The organism is Streptomyces lateritius (assembly GCF_014649715.1).
GTDB classification, from domain to species: Bacteria; Actinomycetota; Actinomycetes; order Streptomycetales; family Streptomycetaceae; genus Streptomyces; species Streptomyces lateritius.
On the sequence record NZ_BMTO01000002.1, the window covers coordinates 55,189 to 74,270 of the forward strand.

A 19,082-nucleotide genomic window follows, 5' to 3' on the forward strand; every position below is an offset into this window, starting at 1 on the left:
GGGGCTTCTTCGTGTTCCGCCTACGACCAGGTGTGGCCGGTCAGGAGCTCGTACGCCTCGATGTACTTGGCCCGCGTCGCGTCCACGATCTCCTGCGGGAGCGCGGGCGGCGGCTGCTCGCTCCTGCGGTCCCAGCCGGAGGCCGGCGAGGTCAGCCAGTCGCGGACGAACTGCTTGTCGTACGAGGGCTGGGCGCGGCCCGGCTCCCAGCTCGCGGCCGGCCAGAAGCGGGAGGAGTCCGGGGTCAGCACCTCGTCGGCGATGACCAGCTTCGGCCCGTGTTCGGTGGCCTCGAAACCGAACTCGAACTTGGTGTCGGCCAGGATGATGCCCCGCTCGCGGGCGATGCCCCGGGCCCGGCTGTAGACGGCGAGGGTCGTCTGACGCAGCATGGCTGCGGTCTCGGCGCCGATCTGGCGGGCGACCTCCTCGTAGCTCACGTTCTCGTCGTGGTCGCCGACCGCGGCCTTGGTGGCGGGCGTGAAGATCGGGGCGGGCAGCTCGGAGCCGTCGCTGAGGCCCTCGGGGAGCGCGAGGCCGCAGACCGTGCGGGTCTCGTTGTACTCGACGAGGCCGGAGCCGGTCAGATAGCCGCGGGCCACGCACTCGACCGGGACCATGTTCAGCGACTTGCAGACCAGCGTGCGGCCCTCCCAGTCGGCAGGGGCGCCCGCCGGCAGGTCGGTGGACACGACGTGGTGCGGGACCAGGTCGGTCAGCAGGTCGAACCACCACAGGGAGAGCTGGGTGAGGACCCGGCCCTTGTCGGGGATCTCGGTCGGCAGGACCCAGTCGTACGCGGACATGCGGTCGCTCGCCACCATGACGAGGTCACCGGCCTCGTTCCGGTAGAGGTCACGCACCTTGCCCGTGTGGAGATGGGTGAGGCCCGGGACCTGGACAGGCTCGGGCTTTTCTACGAATCCGGACACGGTTCCTCCGCGTAGGTTGATCCAGGAGCGCTTCGATTCTCTCGCACCCGGACGCGGAGCGAGTGCCCGGGCCCGGCGAGCCTCTCCGGGACTAGGTCGGGTCCGGAAAGTGGCGCCTGCTGCCCGCGGGGCCGGGTGGGACTTTCCGGACACGGCCTCTAGGCCCTCCTGCCGCTCAGTCCCTCTTGCAGATGCGGTCCAGGAGGTTGGCGGTGGCGCGCTGGATGCGGCGGTCGACATGGCCGGGCCGGTCCAGGGCGGGTGACCAGGCGAAGGTGCCGGAGGCGAAGACCCAGGCACCGGACGGCGCCCGGTAGAGGGAGGTCTCCTGGTGGCGCAGGGCGCCCTCGCTGTCCCGGTAGGGCGAGTGGGCGAGCAGGATGCGGCCCTCGTGCTCGGGGAGGGCGGTGCGCGGGAAGTAGCGGTCGGCCTCGCCGGCGACCAGGCCGGGAATCTCGTCCCCCTCGCCCGCGCCGGTGGCCTCCCACAGCCAGTGCTCCGCGTTCCGTACGACCAGGGGGTGCGGCTCCGGCACCCGCCCCGCGTACTGGATGCCGAGCAGTTGCTGCTCCGGACGGTCGACCTCGCGCCAGAGCGCGGGCCGGCCCGGGCCGCGGCGCTTGCGGCAGGTGAGGAGACGGTCGGGCACGCCGGAGGGGGAGGGGCCGAGCTCCACCTGCCAGTACATGGTGTTCGCGGAGAGGAAGACGAGGGAGGTGCCCTGCTCGCGGGCGAGTTCGGCGGTCCGGCGCATGGGCACCGACCAGTACTCGTCGTGGCCGGGGAAGACCAGGCCCCGGTACCGGGTGGGGTCGACGCGGCCCGCGTGGAGGTCCCGGGTCTCGGCGTAGGCGAGGTCGTAGCCGTACCGCTCGGCCCAGCGGATGAAGTCGTAGGCGTGCCCGACGTGCAGGGGCAGGCCCGCGCCCGCGTAGGGACGGTCGAAGGAGACGGTGACCGCCGCGTCCTCCTCGCCGAGGAGGCGGCCCTGCTCGTCCCAGGCGTGGTAGAGGCTGGCGCCCGTCCGGCCGTCCTCCGGGTAGAGGTTGTACGCCTGCCAGGTCACGTCCGGGAGGACGAGGAGGAGGTCGGCGGGGTGGTCGTCGCGCACGGTGAAGGGGATGTGGGAGCGGTAGCCGTCGGCGGTCGTGAGCACGGCGACGTACGCGCCGATCGACCAGAGGGCCGGGACCTGCAGGCGCCAGGACTGCCACCAGTGGTGGCAGGAGACCGTCCGGTCGGCGGTGAGCGGGGCCGGCTGGACGATGCCGGAGAGCCGGGGGCTCGTCGTGATCTTGGCGGCGCCGTCGCCCGCGTAGTGACCGATCCGGTAGATGTCGACCGAGAACTGCTGTGGCGGGTCCACGGTGATGTGGAAATCGATCGCCTCGCCGGGGGCGACCGCACCGACGGACGCGAAACCCTTGATCTGGCTGCGCACGTCGTCGGCGGTGCGCGGTCCCCCGCCCGCGCCCCGGGCCAGGGTGTCGTCGGCGTACCAGGGGACGACCTGCCCGGTGTCGCCGAAATAGTTCTCCGACCCGCGCAGCCAGGGCAGGGGGCCCTGACCGAAGGGGTCCGTGACGGCATGGGCGAGCGCACCCGATTCCCACCGCCTGATCTGCTCCGCCCCCATGCTGCGCCCCTCCCTCGACTCCCCCGTGTCAGTGCCTTGCCGTGTGCCTGTCGTGTGCTCAGCCACGTGCTCAGCCACGTGCTCTGCCACGTGCTCTGCCAGCTGTGTCAGTCAGGTGTGTCATGCACTGCTGTCAGTGCCGGTCCCCAGCACATCACATAACGCACGCACTCCGTCACCGTTCGTCGCGAATTGACGTGAAGGGAAGGCTGAGTTCCGGATTTCCGAGGCCGGGAGAGGGCGGTCACTACACGAGGCGGACGGGCTTCTCGGGGCGGACGCCGGTCTCGGTGAGCCAGGCCCGCAGCGGCTCGGCGTCGCCGTCCTCGACCAGGGCGAGGACGCGGGCGGTCAGGTCGGTGTCGCGCTCGCCACCGATGAGGAGCGCGGGTCCGTCGAGCCAGTCGAGGCCGGGAGCGGCGCCCGCGGTGTCGACGGCGGCGCAGCACACCATCGCGGTCACGTGGTCGGCGAGCAGGTCGCGCCCGGTGCGGGGCGGCTGCAGCGGGAAGAGCGGCAGCTGGTCCGCGCCGCCCATGGTCACGACGGCTCCGTGCGGGCCGCTCACGGGCACGGTGGGCCGGGCGGCCTCCTCGCGGGCGACCTGAGCGGTGAGGGCGGCGGCGAGGGAGTCGGCGGCGGGGTTGGGCGGGTCCTGGGCCGGCGGGAGCCGGTCGCCGGTGGGGTCCTGGGCGCCGGTCGGATCCTGGGCGGGCAGGTCCTGGGCGCCGGTCGGGTGCTCGCTGTCCTCGACGCGCGCGGGGGGCGGCGGAGAACCGCCGGGATCGAGAGGGTGCGCCGGGTCCGAGGCCGGCGCGGTGGAGTCGTGCCCGGCCGTCGAGAGGTGGGACATGACACGGCTCAGGGTCGGCCCGTCGGCGGTCGCGCTCCCGGCGCCCGGGCCCGTACCCGCGCCGGTGTCGGGGCCGCTGGGGAGGACGCCGAGTTCGTCGAGGACCTGGTGGAGCCGGGCCGCGTCGGCGCGCCATTTGCGGTCCACGACCTCCTCCGGATACTGACTCCAGTCCACCGGGGACCAGTCGGGTCCGGCCTCCGCCGGGCCGCCGTGGAAGAGGCGGGCGGCCAGCAGCGAGGCGGCCTCGTCGACCACGCCGGGCTCCTCGAGCAGGTCACAGGCCGGCCGTTCGCCGAGCCGGGAGGTGAAGCCCTCGGCGAGGCGGTCGCGGCGGGAGAGTTCGGTGAGGGCGGAGACCACACCCGCGTCGAGGCGCGAGGGCCAGCGGCCCATCCGCCAGGCGGGCAGTGCGACCCGGGTCAGGAGCCGGTCCCAGCCCGCGTAGGCGAGGCCCACCTGCTCCTGGGCGACGATCCGGACGCCGTAATCCACAGCCTGTGCACGCTCGGAGCCCGCCACGGCGACTCCGCGCTCCATCTCGACGGCGTGCCCGCGACAGCCGCGCAGCAGGACCCGGGCGACCCGCCCGACCCCGTGGGCGCCGAGCCGGCTGACCGGGTCCAGACCGGGCCGGCGGGGCACCGCGACCGCGGCGTCCAGGCCCTGCACGAAGCGGCGGGCCGCGGCTATGTCGGGGTGGGCGGCCGGAGCCGTACCGGCGACGACCGGGGCGAGCACCGCCCGCAGCTCGCCGACGCGCATCCACCACAGGAAGGGCGAGCCGATGACGAGCACGGGCGCGTCGGACGAGCGCCGCAGACCGGCCGTACGCTCGTGCGACGGGTGCGTACGGTCCTCCAGCCAGCTGTCGCAGTCCGGCGTCAGGGCTATCGCGGAGGGTGCCGGCACGCCCAGCCGCTCGGCCAGGTCCCGGACCAGCCGGTAGAGGTCGGGGGCGGCCGTCTCGGCGAGCTCGACGGTCGGAGTGACGGCGGGGCGGGCCCGCGCGACGACCAGCGCGACGGCGGCCGCGGCGAGCAGGACGACCAGGGCGATCACGGTCGTCACCCAGCGGGCCGCGTCCCAGCCCGCACCCGTGAAGTGACCGGTGACCCCTCCCGCGTACAGGATCACGGCCGCGGCCGCCGGGAGCAGCGCGACGCCGAGCGCCCTGCCGCGGACGCGCAGCACGGCGAGGGCCCGGGTGCGCGCGGCGCGCGCACCCATCTCCTCGCCGACAACGGAACCGATACCGGACACGCCGTACATCACCCCCTCCTGTCCTCGTCGGGACTGCCCGTGGCGGTGTTGGTCACTCCCCCACTGTGGCACCCGCCACTGACATCGCAATGCCGGTGGGCCAAGTGCCGGAACGCCTTCGCCGCACCCTAGTTGGGGGTTCGGCGGGCGTCATCCGGATGGCCCAGTCGTCACTCGATGGAATGGCTTTGGGCAAAGGTGATGACGGTCGGACGTGCCTAGGGGTTCACGCCCCCGCGGCCTTGCGCGCGATGTCCGTACGGTGCTGCGAGCCGTCCAGACGGATGCGTCCGACCGCCGTGTACGCCCGCTCGCGGGCCTCCGCCAGGTCCTTCCCGGTCGCGGTGACGGAGAGGACACGGCCGCCGGCGCTGACGATCGCGTCGGCGTCCCGCTTCGTCCCGGCGTGCAGGACGTACGCGTGCGGGGCGTCCTGCGCCGCCACCTCTTCGAGGCCCTCGATCGGGTCACCCGTGCGCGGGGTGCCGGGGTAGTTGTGCGAGGCGATCACGACGGTCACGGCGGCGTCCTCGCGCCAGTTCAGCGGCGGCTCGTTGTCGAGGGTGCCGTTGGCCGCGTTCAGCAGGACGCCCGCCAGCGGGGTCTTCAGCCGGGCGAGCACGACCTGGGTCTCCGGGTCGCCGAACCGGGCGTTGAACTCGATGACCCGTACGCCACGGCTGGTGATCGCCAGACCCGCGTACAGCAGCCCCTGGAACGGCGTGCCACGGCGGCGCAGCTCGTCGACGGTCGGCTGCAGGACGGTGTCCATCACCTCGTCGACCAGCTTGGGGTCGGCCCAGGGCAGCGGGGAGTACGCGCCCATGCCGCCGGTGTTCGGGCCCTCGTCGCCGTCGAGCGCGCGCTTGAAGTCCTGCGCGGGGGTGAGGGGGAGGACGGTGGTGCCGTCGGTGATCGCGAAGAGGGAGACCTCGGGGCCGTCCAGGAACTCCTCGATGACGACCCGGTCGCAGGCGAGCGCGTGCGCACGCGCCTCGGCGAGGTCGGAGGTCACGACGACGCCCTTGCCGGCGGCGAGACCGTCGTCCTTGACGACGTACGGAGCGCCGAAGGCGTCGAGCGCCTCGTCGATCTCCTCCGCGGTGGTGCAGACGTAGCTGCGGGCCGTCGGGACGTTGGCCCCGGCCATGACGTCCTTGGCGAACGCCTTGGAGCCCTCCAGCTGCGCCGCCTGCTCTGACGGGCCGAAGCAGGAGATGCCGGCCGCGCGGACGGCGTCGGCGACGCCGGCGACGAGCGGGGCCTCCGGACCGACGACGACCAGGTCGGCCTGGAGGCCGGTGGCGAGCCGCGCGACGGCTACGCCGTCCAGCTGGTCGACGGGGTGCAGCTCGGCGACCTCCGCGATTCCGGCGTTGCCGGGCGCGCAGTGCAGAGCGGTGACGTCGGGATCGAGGGAGAGAGAGCGGCACAGGGCGTGTTCGCGGGCGCCGCCGCCGATGACGAGGACCTTCACGCCAGCCAGGGTAGCCCGCGGGGCGGGATGCCCCTTGTGCGGGCCACCGAGCGAGACGGCCCTACTCGTTCGTGTATTCCTCCACAACCGTGGCCCCGAGCTCGCGAACGATCAGCTCGTGGCCGGAGAGCGCCGAGTCGACGAGGTCGGGATCGTCCTCCTCCGGCACGTCGTCCTCGGGCGCGACGGGCTGCGGCCGGGGCGGTGTCTGTACGGGCGCGGCCGCCGGCGCCCGGTGCTGCTGCGCCGGGGACGAGGAAGAGGTCGGAGCGTTCTGCGGGGCGGGGGCGGAGGGGGCGGCGGCGGAGGCCGGGGAGGGCGCCCACTGCTGCTGCGGGGGTGCGGCTTGGGCGGGGGCCGGGGGCTGCGCCTGCGCCTGGTGGGCCTGGGCCTGGCCGGGACGTCCGCCACCGAAGTTCGCCGCGGCGGGCGGCGGGTTGGCTCCGCCCGAGGGGTCGATGATCGCCTCGATCTTCCACTGCACGTTGAACTGCTCGGCCAGGACCTGCTTCAGGACCTCCTCGCTGCCGCTGCTCGCGAAGTTGTCGCGCGCGCCGGCGTTGAGGAAGCCGAGCTGGAGCGTGGTGCCGTCGAATCCGGCGACCTGGGCGTTCTGGCTGAGCAGGATCCAGGTGAAGCGGCGCCGGTTCTTGACGGCGTCGAGGATCGGCTGCCACATGTTCCGCACTTGGGCGGCGCCCTGGGCCATGTCTCCTGACGCGGGGGCGGCAGGCGCCGGGGGCGTGGGGGCTTGCGGTGCGGCGGGCGCCTGGGGCGCGGGCGTGGACGCTCCGGGCCAGGCACCGGGCGTACCGCCGCCCGGTGCGGCGGCTCCGGGCCAGGCGCCGGGGCGCGGCGCATCGGGGCGCGGTGCGTCAGGCCGTGCGGCTTCCACGGGCGCCGGAGGCTGCTGGACCGGCGGCGGGGGCGGGGCGACGGGGGTGTGGGCCTCCGGGCCGGGGACGTACGCCATCGCGGGCGCGGCCGAGCCGGTCGTGAAGACGGGCGCGGGCGCGGCGGCGGCACCACGCTCGAGGCGGTCGATCCGGGCCTGGAGCGAGCGCTCGTCGTCGAAGGCGGCGGGCAGCAGCACGCGCGCGCAGATCAGCTCCAGCTGCAGCCGCGGCGAGGTGGCCCCGCGCATCTCGGTCAGCCCCGTGTTGACGAGGTCGGCCGCCCGGCTGAGTTCGGCGGCCCCGAAGACGGAGGCCTGGGCCTGCATGCGCTCGACGACGTCCACGGGGGCGTCGATGAGCCCCTTGTCGGCGGCGTCGGGCACGGCGGCGAGGATCACCAGGTCGCGCAGCCGCTCCAGCAGATCGGCGACGAAGCGGCGCGGATCGTTGCCGCCTTCGATGACACGGTCCACGACCTCGAAGGCGGCGGCCCCGTCGCCGGCCGCGAAGGCGTCCACGACGGAGTCGAGGAGCGACCCGTCCGTGTAGCCGAGAAGGGACGTCGCCATGGCGTATGTCACACCGTCGTCGGCCGCACCGGCCAGCAGCTGGTCCATCACGGACATCGAGTCACGCACGGAGCCGGCACCGGCGCGCACGACGAGCGGCAGCACCCCGTCCTCGACGGGGATGCCCTCGTGACCGCAGACCTCGCCCAGGTAGTCCCTCAGGGTGCCCGGGGGGACGAGCCGGAAGGGGTAGTGGTGGGTCCTCGACCGGATGGTCCCGATGACCTTCTCGGGCTCGGTCGTGGCGAAAATGAACTTGAGGTGCTCCGGCGGCTCCTCGACCACCTTCAGGAGGGCGTTGAAGCCCGCCGAGGTGACCATGTGCGCCTCGTCGATGATGTAGATCTTGTACCGGCTCGAGGCGGGCCCGAAGAACGCCTTTTCCCGCAGGTCACGGGCGTCGTCCACACCACCGTGCGAAGCGGCGTCGATCTCGATGACGTCGATGGACCCCGGCCCGTTCCGCGCCAGGTCACGACAGGACTGGCACTCCCCGCAGGGGGTGGGAGTGGGACCCTGCTCACAGTTCAGACAGCGGGCGAGGATGCGCGCGCTGGTCGTCTTGCCACACCCGCGGGGCCCGCTGAACAGGTACGCGTGATTGACCCGGTTGTTCCGCAGGGCCTGCTGCAACGGGTCGGTGACATGCTCCTGCCCGATGACCTCGGCGAAGGACTCGGGGCGGTAGCGGCGGTACAACGCGAGAGACGACACGTATACGAGGTTATAGGCGCCCACCGACAACCCGGGAACGTCGGACCGGCCCGGAACCCCGGCCGCCCCGGGAACGCAAGCGCCCCTCACGCACCCGCCAGAGCCGACCTACCCTTGCTGCCTTCCGGCCCTGGGGGAGTTCAGTCAGATAGCGCCACGTGAGGGGCTCCGCCAAGGGTACCTGATTCCAGACCCCTCCCGGTCCCCCGATCCCCGTCCCGGACAACCGTTGTGGATCACGTTCGCGAGCACCCCTCAACGTCTTGTATTGTTTGCGGCGGAGGATTCGCCTAGTGGCCTAGGGCGCACGCTTGGAAAGCGTGTTGGGGGCAACCCCTCACGAGTTCGAATCTCGTATCCTCCGCCAGTGCCTCACCGGGCACGATGTCGAAGGGCCCCGCAGCTTGCTGCGGGGCCCTTCTTCGTTCGTCAGCCCTCGTCGCCCCCGGTCCTTCCACAGCGGTCGTTCCCGCAGCTCCCTCGATCGCCGTACCGATCTTCCGGCAACCTCCTTCAGCAGGTTTCCGGGAGCGTGCTCGCCTCCGGCCGCAGCCGGAATCAGACAGACGATGTGCCCCACTGCTCCGTGGGCCTGCTGGCCGTCTTGGGCCGAATCAGCCGGGAGGCGGTCCAGGCCCCCGCCGGGACGGTACCGGTCTGCGACAGGCCGGCCGTCGGGGCAGCTTCTCCGATCTCCCCGGGCTCCACGTGGCCGGGCTTGCCGGTCTGCGGCGTCAGCACCCAGATGTGGCCGTCGTCCGACAGCGGGTCGGCCGCCTCCGTCAGGATGTCGACGAGGTCACCGTCTCCCTGCCGGAACCAGAGGAGCACGACATCGACCGTGACCTGGTGATCCTCACCGACGAGGCTCTCGCCAATGGCCTCCTCGACCGACTCCCGCAGGCTGTCGTCGACATCGTCGTCCTGTCCGAGCTCCTGCACCACCAGGCCGTGGGAGAACCCCAACCGGGCGCCGTAGTCGATCTCTTCCTGCTCAGCGGCAGATGTCATCGCGTCCTTCTCCCCTGTCGTGACGGCAACGCGGACCACGATCACCGCACACTCTGCCGGAACCCGCGAGGCGCAAGGCAAGCCCCTGGCCGGCTTGCGCTGCAATGGCAGGGGATTCGGAAGCAGAGCCCCGCGCCCGTGCGTGGACGCGCGACAAGCGTGTGGGGGCAACCCCTCACGAGTTCGCTTCTCCTGTCCTCCGCCCGTGCCTCACGGGGCACGATGTCGAACGGGTCACCGGAGCCCGTACAACCACTCGACCCGATCACGAGTCTGATCAGGCACGGCACTTCCGTGTCCGCTCTTCTCGTGGGGGTTCACCTTGCAATTCCGCTCCACCGGCACCCGTCTCGCCACGGCCATCCTCGTCGTCACGGCCCTCGGCGCCGGCACGCTGGCCACCGCCCCGGCCGCCTTCGCGGCCGGGGCGGGCTCCGTGGCGGGCTCGGCCTCGGCCGAGGCAGCCGCCGCCCTTCCCGTCTTCCCGTCCGGCGCCGACCTCTCGGGGGTCGGCGCCACCGGCTTCCTGGCCCGCTCCTTCACCCCTGACGGGACCACGAAGCTGCTCTGGACGCCGTACGACGGTGGGACCCCGACCCCGCTCCAGACGCCCGAGAACGGCGGTTCGACCATGGCGGGCAGCGACGTGGTCGTCCTCGGCGACGACAGCTGGAACGCCCAGATGCGTTCGCTCACGCTGCGGAACATGGCCGACCCGTCCGCCCCTGGCGTCATCATCGACCTCGGCGCCCTGAACGGGAACTACGTGGCCGTGCTGAGCCCCACGAGCGTGCTCGCGCAGCTGACGAAGGACGACGGCACGGCGGAACTGCACGTCGTGAGCAAGGACGGTGCCACGACGACCACCCGCAAGGTGTCGGGGCTGCCCGCGGACGCCACCGACTTCTTCACCAGCGCGCCGGTTCGGGACGGCGTCGCCTTCGTCGGGTACGAGACGGGCCCCGCGGACGCGCGGACCGGCGGCCGGGCCCTGATCGACGTGGCGGCCGGGACGGTGTCCGAGACGTATTCCTCCACCGAGTCCGGGTTCGGTTTCAGCAACCTGATGTTCTCCGATTCGCACGTGGCCTGGCTCGACTGGAAGTCCGGAACCGGACTGTTCGTCACGTCCGTCGACCGCAAGACGCACGAGGAGAAGCAGACCCTCCTGGGCGCCCGCGACGGCGAGTGGTACACCGAACTCGTGGGCAGCTGGCTGGTGCACGGCAACCCCTCGACGCCCGTCCGGGCCGTCTCCCTCACCAGCGGCGAGACCCACGAGCTCGCCGACCACGCCTCCGGCTCGGCGGCCGCGGGCGACGGCAGCGCGGTGGTGAACGGCGGACGGGCCGCCGACGGCGACGGGCTCTTCCGGATCGAGGCCGCTGAGGGCGGCGCCCCGACGGTCACCAAGGTGGCGGAAGCCGGCCAGGCGCCGGTCGAGCTGAGGATCGAGCAGGTCCACATCCCCGAGGTGGCGTACCTCGACAAGACCGGCGGCAAGGTGAGCCTGGGGTGGACGCTTTCGCGCCCCGACGCCTCGCTGGACGTCACGCTCACGCACGTCGCCACGGGCAAGGAGTTCCGCACGCGCGTGAACGCCCCGGCCACCGGCACCCTCTTCGGCTACACCTGGGACGGCATCATCGGCGGGGTGGACGCGCCGAACGGCACGTACGCGGTGGAGGCCGAGGCGACGCCGCTCGACGGCATCGGCGAGCCCGCCTACCAGGGCTTCCTCATGACGGTCGCCCGGACGAACAACCCGCACGACTACACCGACAACGGCTCCACCGACGTCCTCGCCCGGGACGCCACCGGCGTGCTGTGGCGCGACGACCTGCTGGACCGGCCGGTGAACGGCCAGGTCAAGCCCGCCCAGCGCACCCGGATCGGGTCGGGCTGGCAGACGTACAAGCAGATCGAGGCCGTCGGAAACATCGCGGGCAACGAGGTCGGCGACCTGGTCGCCCTCGACGGTTCCGGTGTGCTGTGGCACTACCTCGGCAAGGGCGACGGCACCTTCACGAGCCGAGCCCGCGTCGGCAGCGGCTGGGGCGTCTACAACAAGATCACCGGCGGCTCGGACCTCGACGGCGACGGCCGCACCGACGTCCTCGCCACGGACACCGCCGGCGCGCTGTGGTTCTACAAGGGCACGGGCTCCGCCACCACCCCCTTCGCCGCCCGCGTCCGCCTCGGTGGCGGGTGGAACATCTACAACCAGCTCACGGCCGTCGGGAACATCGCCGGTACGGCCGCCGGGGACATGGTCGCCCGCGACAAGGACGGCGTCCTCTGGCTGTACCAGGGCAACGGCCGCGGCGCCTTCTCCGCCCCCGTGCGGATCGGCGGTGGCTGGGGAGCCTTCACCCAGCTCGTCGGCGCCGGTGACGTCGACAACGACGGGCGCCCGGACCTGATCGCGTACGGGGCGGGCGGCACGTACGTCTACCGCTCGACGGGCTCCACCACCGCGGTCTTCAGCCGTCAGGCGACGTCGCTGTACGCGGGCGAGGGCGCCAAGTTCAACAACGTCGCATGAGAAGCCGCATCACCGTGCACGGCACCATCACCGGCTCGCCACTGCCGTAGCGGTCACCCTCGCGGTGGCCGCAGGCGCCGGGCATGATGCTGAAGGGCCCCACCGTTCGAGATGGGGCCCTTCGGCTTTCGTCCGTCTCGGCTCCTGGACGGGGCAGGGGCGGTACTCGAGGCTCAGCTCGCGGTCGACGGCGTGGCTGGTGCGCATCGAGGCGTCGATGACCTGCCCCCAGGAGCCGTACTTGGCGTGGAGCTGGTCGGCGGTGGGCCCCAGAGGATTGCCGTACTTGGCCATGTTGCGCTCCTCCAGCACACGCACCTCCTGCGGCGTCATACCCGCGCGGGTGATCTCCTTGGCCTGGTTACGCATGTCGACCATCTCCCGGGCGATCCTCCTCGGACGCCCCGGCCTCGCGCATGTCGGCCTCGGTGCGGTGCATGTCCTCCAGAAGCCCGTGGTAGCGCATCCGGGTCCTCTGGGCCTCGACCTTCTCGTCCATCGGCAGGACACGGATGCGGCACACGACCGGGTCCGCACTGGGGCAGGGGTCGTCGGCGGAGACGGGCGGGGAGAGGGGAGCGGTGACGACCGAGCCGCAGGACTCCGCGGCCACGGACGCGGAAGAGGCGAAGGTGGCCAGCAGCGCGACGACGGCCACGAACGGGACGAGGGCACGCCGCGGCAGGGAGGGGGAAAGGGGCATGCGCGCATCGTCGGGGACGGCGCCGCACCTGTTCACGCGGCCACACCGATGATCACCCCTACGGGTCGTCCCGGTCCCGTAGGCACTCGCCATGGGGCGGGCTGTCCAGCGATTCCGCTGATTTCACCGGTTCGAGCGGGACCGAGGAGGAAGAGACGTTCCGCCCATCCGTGCTGTCCGTAGCTACAGGAATACTCTCCGCTACGCCCCACGTGGGGGCGCTCTGATGCTGGAGGAAACGTGCGGAAGTTGGCGACGGCGGCTGTGGTTGCTGGGCTGTTCTTGGGCGGGGCGGGGGCCGCTGTGGCCGCTGTGGCGGATTCGTGGCACAAGACCCCTGCCTTCAGGGACCCGGGGGTCGAGTTCGCGCAGGTGAAATACCTGTGGGAGCCGAAGGGGCGGAACCACGGCGGATTCCACTTCCGAGGAACGCTGAACGACACCGATCACGGAGACGGACACAACGTTTACGTGGAGGTCAAGGTGGAGGGCTACGACTGGAACCGCTTCAAGGGCGTACAGAGGAAGAAGGTCTCCCTGGACAAGGTCGTCTGGGACGGTGCCGCTCAGTACACCTCTCTCGCGGAGATGCGCGCATGTCGCGATCGCGGAACCCTTCGCCCCGACAACTGCTCGGACCCGAGGACGTTCAGCCGAAAGGGCCGCTAAACCGACGGCTCCGGAGGCCGCCCCCGTGCGGCCTCCGTGCGCAAAGGAGTTCGCACCATCATGGACGCCATTCTCCGCGCCGAGGGCGTGGATCTCTTCTACGGAACGCACCAGGCCGTCACGGGTGCGGACTTCGCCCTGCAAGCCGGTGAAGTGGTCGCCGTCATGGGCAGCAGCGGTTCAGGGAAGTCCTCGCTGCTCTACTGCCTCGCCGGGGTACTTCCCGCGACCCACGGCACCGTCTCCTTCGACGGAACCGCCTTCTCGACCCTCACCGACGACGAGCTGAGCACGCTACGACGGGAGCGTTTCGGTTTCGTCTTCCAGTACGGAGAGCTCCTGCCCGAGCTGACGGTCGAGGAGAACGCCGCCCTTCCGCTGCGCCTCGCCGGACAGCGGAAAGCCCCGGCCCACGCGGTGGCCGGCGAAGTGCTGGGGCGGCTCGGCATGACCGAGCTGCTGCAGCGCAGGACTTCGCAGCTCTCCGGCGGGCAGAGTCAGCGTGTCGCGGTCGCGCGGGCGCTCGTGCACCGCCCCTCCGTGGTGTTCGCCGACGAGCCGACCGGCGCCCTCGACAGCGCCAACGCCTCTGCCGTACTGGAGGAGTTCCTGCGGCTCGCCCGCGATCAGGGCACCGCCGTCGTCATCGTCACGCATGACGAGACCGTGGCGGCGCACGCCGACACCCGGTACACGATGACCGATGGCGTCCTGACGCAGCGGGTGGCGACATGAACCCCTTTCTTCTCGGAATGCGCCTGCTCTGGGGCGGCGGTCGTCGAGGACGGGCCCGTTTCCTGCTGATGGCCTTCGGTTGCTCCCTGGGCGTGGCCTGCCTCGCCGCCGTCCTCACGATCCCCGCCATCCTCGCCGCCCACGACGCCCGGTCCGCCGCCCGCCATCCGAGTCCAGTGCATGAGTATCTGCCCGGCAGGCCGACAAGTGGCATCGTGTACCTCACCCGCGAGGATTCCTACGGATCGCAGCGCCTGAACCGGGTATTCGTCGCGGCCCCCGCCTCGGAAGCGCATCGAGTACCCCCAGGCATCGACCGCCTTCCCGCGGCCGGTGAGGTGATCCTCTCGCCCCGGCTGCACGAGATCCTTGCACGCGAGCCCGGCCTGACCGGGCTGCTGCCCGGCAGAGTGACCGGCACCATCGGACCGGACGGGCTGGCCGGGCCCGACGAGCTCTACGCCTACATCGGCACGACCAAGGCCCAGATTCCGGATGCCTCACAGCTGCACCGCTTCGGCTCCCGCTGGCCCGCTGACACCGTCGTGGAGAAGTCCACGCTCGACATCCTGCGGTTCACCCTCGCCTGCGTGGTGCTGCTGCCCCTTGCCGTCTTCCTCTCCGTATGCGCCCGGCTCTCGGCCGAGTCCCGCGCCCGCCGGCTCGCCGCGCTCCGGCTCGTAGGCCTGAGCGTCAAGGACACGCTGCGGGTCAACGCCGGGGAGACCGTGGCGGCCGCCTTCCTTGGTGCCCTGTTGGGCGTCGGCGGGTACTTCGTCGTCAACGAGATCATGGCCCGGGTCGGCCTCCCCGGCCTCCACTGGTATCCAGCCGACGGATATCCCACGGCCCTCACACTGGCGATCTGTCTGATCGCCTGTCCCGCCCTGGCCTGGTTCGTCGGTCGCCACCACGCCCGGGAAGCCGCCCTCACACCGCTCAACGTCCGCCGGACCGCCCAGCGCAAGCCGCCCAAGAAGTTCGGGACGCTGCTCCTGGTCCCGGGACTCGGCGTCATCAGCGGCTACTGCGTCGTGAGCATCATGGGGCGGGATCCGTCGGGTGGCTCCGCCAATACCTTCCTCGTACCGGCAGCGGTGCTGCTGACGGGGGCCGGGCTCGTCTTCGGCCTGGCCCCGCTCACCTCCTGGCTCGCGCGCCGGCTCGCCGGCTCCGTGCGTTCCCTCCCACTGGCCCTCGCGATGCGCCGGACGGAGGTGGAACCCGGCAGTTCCCTGCGGGTGGTCACCGGGCTCGTCCTGCTCGTCTACGCCACCTCTCTTACGCAGGGAGTCCTCGTGGAACTCAGCCAGGTCAGCCGCAACGCCTCGCCCGTTCAGGAGTACACCCTCGCCATCGGCGAACTGACGCCTCAGCAACGGGAGAAGTTGAGCCGCCTGAAAGGGGTACGCGCCCATGCCATCGGCACGACTTCCTGGGTCCGTCTCGACGATGACGTCCACGACCGTTCGATCGCCGCGGCGGTCGGCACATGCGCACAGCTCGCCGACTTCGCGAAAACGACGCAAGGCTGCGTCGACGGCAAGGTCCTCCGGCTCGTGGATCCCAGCAGGCCACTGAATGACGAAGCTCAGCCGGGTAGCACCTTTCCGTTTCTCCTGAGCAACGGAAAGAAGCTCCCCGTCACCGTTCCACGTGAGTCGGTCACCGTGGACAACTTTCCGGTGACTCACATCGCGGCCGCCGACGTGCTCATCCCGCCTTCGCTTCTGCCCGTCGGCACGGTTCCCAAGGAGGGAGAGCTCGTCCTCACCACCGACTCCGCCCCACAGACCGTCCGCACCGCCCTCGACGGCATCGGGTCCATCGCCCCCACCGTCGCCGTCGAACCCGTCGGCATCAACGTCGACGCCCTGAGCCAACTCACCGTCATCCGCAGTCTCCTCGCCTCCGGCATGGTTCTCGGGCTCGTCATCGGGGTCGCCGCGTTCGTCGTGTCTGTCGTCGACCGGGCCATGGAGCGGCGGGGGCAGGTCACCGCGCTTGCTCTGCTCGGGGCGCGTAGGGCGACGTTGCGGGCCGCGCAGTGTGTGCAGGTGGTGCTGCCGCTCGCGGTCGGGCTGGGGGCGGCTGTCGTCACCGGGTGGCTCGCCGAGTCGAGTTATCTGATCACCGGCGGTGGGGCCGTGCACTGGGACTGGAGTGGGCTGCCGCTGCTGCTCGTCAGCTGCCTCGGGGTCATGCTCGCCGCCGCGGCCGCCTCGCTCCCCCTCGTACGTCGCCACGTCGATCCCGAGCACATCCGACGGGACTGACAGCACGTCCGGCCGCCGAGGAGTTCCGCGCCCTCGGCGGCCGCGTCGTCGTCCAGAACAGCCGGGACCGGTCCCCCTCAGGCCCTCAGGCCGCCAAGGTGTGGGAAGTGCGGCGGGTGATGCGGGGAGTGAGGGTGAGGGCCGCCGCCGTGGTGGGAGGCCGGTGGCAAGGGCCGGCCACCAGGGGAAGGCCGGGCCGAGACCGGTGCGGACCGTGACGCCCAGGGTCAGTGTGGCGCTCCCCTCGCCCGCCCCTGACATCGAATCTTCTCCCCAGCTCTTGCCTTGGAGTCCGCTCCAGCTCCTAGAGTGCGCGCCGAGGAGGTGCCTTCATGCGCTATCGCGTACTCGGCGGAACCGGCATCGAAGTGAGCACGTACTGCCTCGGCACCATGATGTTCGGCGCCGTGGGCAACCCCGATCACGACGACTCGGTACGGGTCATCCATGCCGCGCTCGACCACGGCGTCAATTTCGTCGACACCGCCGACATGTACTCGGCCGGCGAGTCCGAGGAGATCGTCGGCAAGGCGCTGCGCGAGCCCCGGAGACGAGACGGTGTCGTCCTCGCCACCAAGGTCCACTTTCCGATGGGCGAGGGGCCCAACCGGAGTGGGAACTCCCGCCGTTGGATCACCCGGGCCGTCGAGGACAGCCTGAAGCGGCTGGGCACGGACTGGATCGACCTCTACCAGGTCCACCGGCCCGACCACCGTACGGACATCGAGGAGACCCTCTCCGCCCTCGGCGACCTCGTCGCCCAGGGCAAGATCCGGGCGTTCGGCTGCTCCACCTTCCCCGCCGAGGAGATCGTCGAGGCACACGCCGTCGCCGAGCGGCGCGGGCTGCGCCGGTTCCGTACGGAGCAGCCTCCCTACTCGCTGCTCGCGCGGGGCGTGGAGGCCTCGGTGCTGCCGGTGGCGCAGCGGTACGGGATGGGGGTGCTGACCTGGAGCCCGCTGGCGTCCGGGTTCCTGTCGGGGAAGTACCGCAAGGGGCGGTCGGTCGACCTGACCAGCGGGAGGCCCGCGCTGACCCCGCACCGCTTCGACCCGACGATCCCCGGCAACGCCGCCAAGCTCGACGCCGTCGAGCGGCTCGTCGCCCTGGCCGAGGAGATCGGCTGCTCGCTGCCCGAGCTGGCGCTCGCCTTCGCCGCCGCGCACCCTGCCGTGACGTCCGTGATCATCGGCCCTCGGACGCGGGAGCAGTTGGACGGGCTGCTGAAGGCGGCCACGCTCGTCCTCGACGACGACGTCCTCGACCGCATCGACGAGATCGTCCCGCCGGGCACGAATCTCTACCATCCTGACGGCGCCTGGCGCCCGCCGTATCTGACGGACGCGACGCTGCGCCGACGTCCCGTGGGTGACCGCGCCGCCGGGTGAGGTCCATGCTGGTCGGCATGGGTGCGAAGACGCGGGTGATCACAGGGGACGAACGCAGGGCCCGGCTGGCCGTACGCCACCGGCTGGCCGGCGGCGCGCGGGCGTCGAGCGCGGTGGAGGTGGTGAACTCCCTGGTGGCGCTGCACGCGACCGACCCGGCCAGCGTGTTCCTGGCGGTGGGCGCGCGGTGCAGGGGCGGGGCTGCCGGCGCTGCGCGGGGAGCTGCGGGCGACGCGGGGGCGGCCCACGCCGCGCATGAGGTGGGTGACGCGCGGGGCTCGCGCGACGCGGGCCCCGTGGCGGATCTCGAACGGGCCCTGTACGAGGACCGGACACTGACCCGGATGCACGGCATGCGGCACACGATCTTCGTCTTCCCGACCGCTCTGGTCCCCGCCGTGCATGCCTCCACCACCCGTGACGTCGCCACCCGCGAACGCGCCTCGCTCCTCAGGCACCTGACCGCCGGCAGCGCGTACGACGCCGACTGGCTCGCGGAGACCGAACGGCTCCTCCTCGCGGAGTTGGCGGTACGGGGAGAGGCCACCGGGGCCGAACTGGGAGCGGCCGTCCCGCGCTTGCGGGCGGAGTACGTCTACGGGGTCGGTACCCGTCAGGAGGGCCCGCAGCCGCTCTCCAGCCGCCTCCTGCGCGTCCTCGGCATGGAGGGCCGGATCGCCCGCGGCCGGCCGCAGGGCGCCTGGACCTCCAGCCGCTTCCGCTGGACGCTGACACCGGCCCGCCCCGACCCGAGCGAAACGGACGCGCACGCCGAGCTGGTACGGCGGTGGCTCGCGGCCTCGGGACCCGCGACGGAGGCCGACCTGAAGTGGTGGACCGGGTGGAAGGTCACCGACGTCCGCAAGGCGCTGGCGGCGATCGGCACGGAGACCGTGGAGCTGGCGGAGGGCATCGGCCACGTCCTGCCGGGCGACACCGAACCCGTACCGGCGCCGGAGCCGTGGGCGGCGCTGCTGCCCGCGCTGGACCCGACGGCGATGGGCTGGCAGTACCGCGACTGGTACACCGACCCCGCCCACAAGGCGGCGCTGTACGACCGCAGCGGGAACATCGGGCCCACGGTGTGGTGGAACGGCCGGATCGTCGGCGGCTGGGCCCAGCGCCCGGACGGCGAGATCGTCTGGCGCCTCCTCGACGGCGCCGGTGAGGCGTCGGGCCAGGCGTCCGTCGAGGCGTCCGGCAAGGAGGCGCGGGCCGCGATCGAGGCGGAGGCGGCGCGGCTGGCGGGGTGGGTCGGCGACGTACGCGTCACACCGCGCTTCCGCACGCCGCTGGAGCGGGAACTGGCGGGCGGAGGCTCGCGATGAGCGGCTGATGGAGGCTCTGCGGGTGGATTTCGGAAGGAATCCGCGTCCGCCCCCGCGCGGTGTCGAGAATCGGCGCCCGGATCCGAC

General features: G+C 71.9%; 12 protein-coding genes, 1 tRNA gene, 1 other RNA gene and 1 pseudogene. 7 read left to right on the forward strand and 8 right to left on the reverse strand.

Going from position 1 to position 19,082, the window contains the following annotated elements:
* Positions 1-20: 20 nt before the first annotated feature.
* From IE136_RS03580 to ffs, 6 genes are all read right to left on the reverse strand, one after another.
* Positions 21-932 carry a phosphoribosylaminoimidazolesuccinocarboxamide synthase gene (locus tag IE136_RS03580; RefSeq protein WP_158988703.1) on the reverse strand — a complete coding sequence of 304 codons (912 nt, stop codon included), beginning with the start codon at positions 930-932 and terminating at the stop codon, positions 21-23.
* Between the two features lie 175 nt (positions 933-1,107).
* Positions 1,108-2,568, reverse strand: coding sequence for a N,N-dimethylformamidase beta subunit family domain-containing protein (locus IE136_RS03585; protein ID WP_158988702.1), 1,461 nt, complete (start codon positions 2,566-2,568; stop codon positions 1,108-1,110).
* Positions 2,569-2,815: 247 nt separating this feature from the next.
* Complete coding sequence (locus tag IE136_RS03590; RefSeq protein WP_189599385.1) at positions 2,816-4,693, reverse strand: M48 family metalloprotease; 1,878 nt, start codon at positions 4,691-4,693, stop codon at positions 2,816-2,818.
* Positions 4,694-4,910: 217 nt separating this feature from the next.
* A complete protein-coding gene (gene purD / locus IE136_RS03595; RefSeq protein WP_158988700.1) occupies positions 4,911-6,161 on the reverse strand; it encodes a phosphoribosylamine--glycine ligase in 1,251 nt (416 codons plus the stop codon).
* 61 nt (positions 6,162-6,222) lie between these two features.
* Positions 6,223-8,340, reverse strand: a complete 2,118-nt coding sequence (locus IE136_RS03600; protein WP_189599386.1) for a DNA polymerase III subunit gamma and tau — start codon at positions 8,338-8,340, stop codon at positions 6,223-6,225.
* A gap of 72 nt (positions 8,341-8,412) precedes the next feature.
* Positions 8,413-8,511, reverse strand: an RNA gene (gene ffs / locus IE136_RS03605) — signal recognition particle sRNA small type.
* A 108-nt stretch (positions 8,512-8,619) separates the two neighbouring features.
* Here ffs and IE136_RS03610 point away from each other — a divergent pair.
* Positions 8,620-8,707 (forward strand) — tRNA-Ser (locus IE136_RS03610).
* 191 nt (positions 8,708-8,898) lie between these two features.
* On the opposite strand, the gene IE136_RS03615 is transcribed toward IE136_RS03610, so the two are convergent.
* A complete protein-coding gene (locus IE136_RS03615; protein WP_158988699.1) occupies positions 8,899-9,351 on the reverse strand; it encodes a DUF3052 domain-containing protein in 453 nt (150 codons plus the stop codon).
* Positions 9,352-9,673: 322 nt separating this feature from the next.
* On the opposite strand from IE136_RS03615, the gene IE136_RS03620 reads away from it, so the two are divergent.
* Entirely contained in the window at positions 9,674-11,896 is a 2,223-nt protein-coding gene (locus IE136_RS03620) for an FG-GAP repeat domain-containing protein (RefSeq protein ID WP_189599387.1), read from the forward strand.
* A gap of 147 nt (positions 11,897-12,043) precedes the next feature.
* Here the strand turns inward: IE136_RS03620 and IE136_RS03625 are convergent.
* Positions 12,044-12,599: pseudogene (locus IE136_RS03625) on the reverse strand (hypothetical protein); the annotation flags it as partial.
* A gap of 240 nt (positions 12,600-12,839) precedes the next feature.
* On the opposite strand from IE136_RS03625, the gene IE136_RS03630 reads away from it, so the two are divergent.
* The 5 genes from IE136_RS03630 to IE136_RS03650 all read left to right on the forward strand — a co-directional run bounded on the left by IE136_RS03630 (position 12,840) and on the right by IE136_RS03650 (position 18,995).
* The gene (locus IE136_RS03630; protein WP_189599389.1) at positions 12,840-13,268 is read left to right on the forward strand and encodes a hypothetical protein; all 429 of its coding nucleotides are present in this window, start codon (positions 12,840-12,842) and stop codon (positions 13,266-13,268) included.
* Between the two features lie 60 nt (positions 13,269-13,328).
* Positions 13,329-14,003 carry an ABC transporter ATP-binding protein gene (locus IE136_RS03635; protein ID WP_189599390.1) on the forward strand — a complete coding sequence of 225 codons (675 nt, stop codon included), beginning with the start codon at positions 13,329-13,331 and terminating at the stop codon, positions 14,001-14,003.
* Positions 14,000-16,279: an FtsX-like permease family protein gene (locus tag IE136_RS03640; RefSeq protein WP_189599393.1), complete on the forward strand. Its 2,280-nt coding sequence runs from the start codon at positions 14,000-14,002 to the stop codon at positions 16,277-16,279. The genes IE136_RS03635 and IE136_RS03640 overlap by 4 nt, the downstream gene beginning before the upstream one ends.
* Positions 16,280-16,611: 332 nt before the next feature.
* The gene (locus tag IE136_RS03645) at positions 16,612-17,667 is read left to right on the forward strand and encodes an aldo/keto reductase (protein ID WP_158988694.1); all 1,056 of its coding nucleotides are present in this window, start codon (positions 16,612-16,614) and stop codon (positions 17,665-17,667) included.
* Between the two features lie 17 nt (positions 17,668-17,684).
* Positions 17,685-18,995 (forward strand): winged helix DNA-binding domain-containing protein, encoded by a 1,311-nt coding sequence (locus IE136_RS03650; RefSeq protein WP_308432366.1) that lies wholly within the window; start codon positions 17,685-17,687, stop codon positions 18,993-18,995.
* Positions 18,996-19,082: the final 87 nt, after the last annotated feature.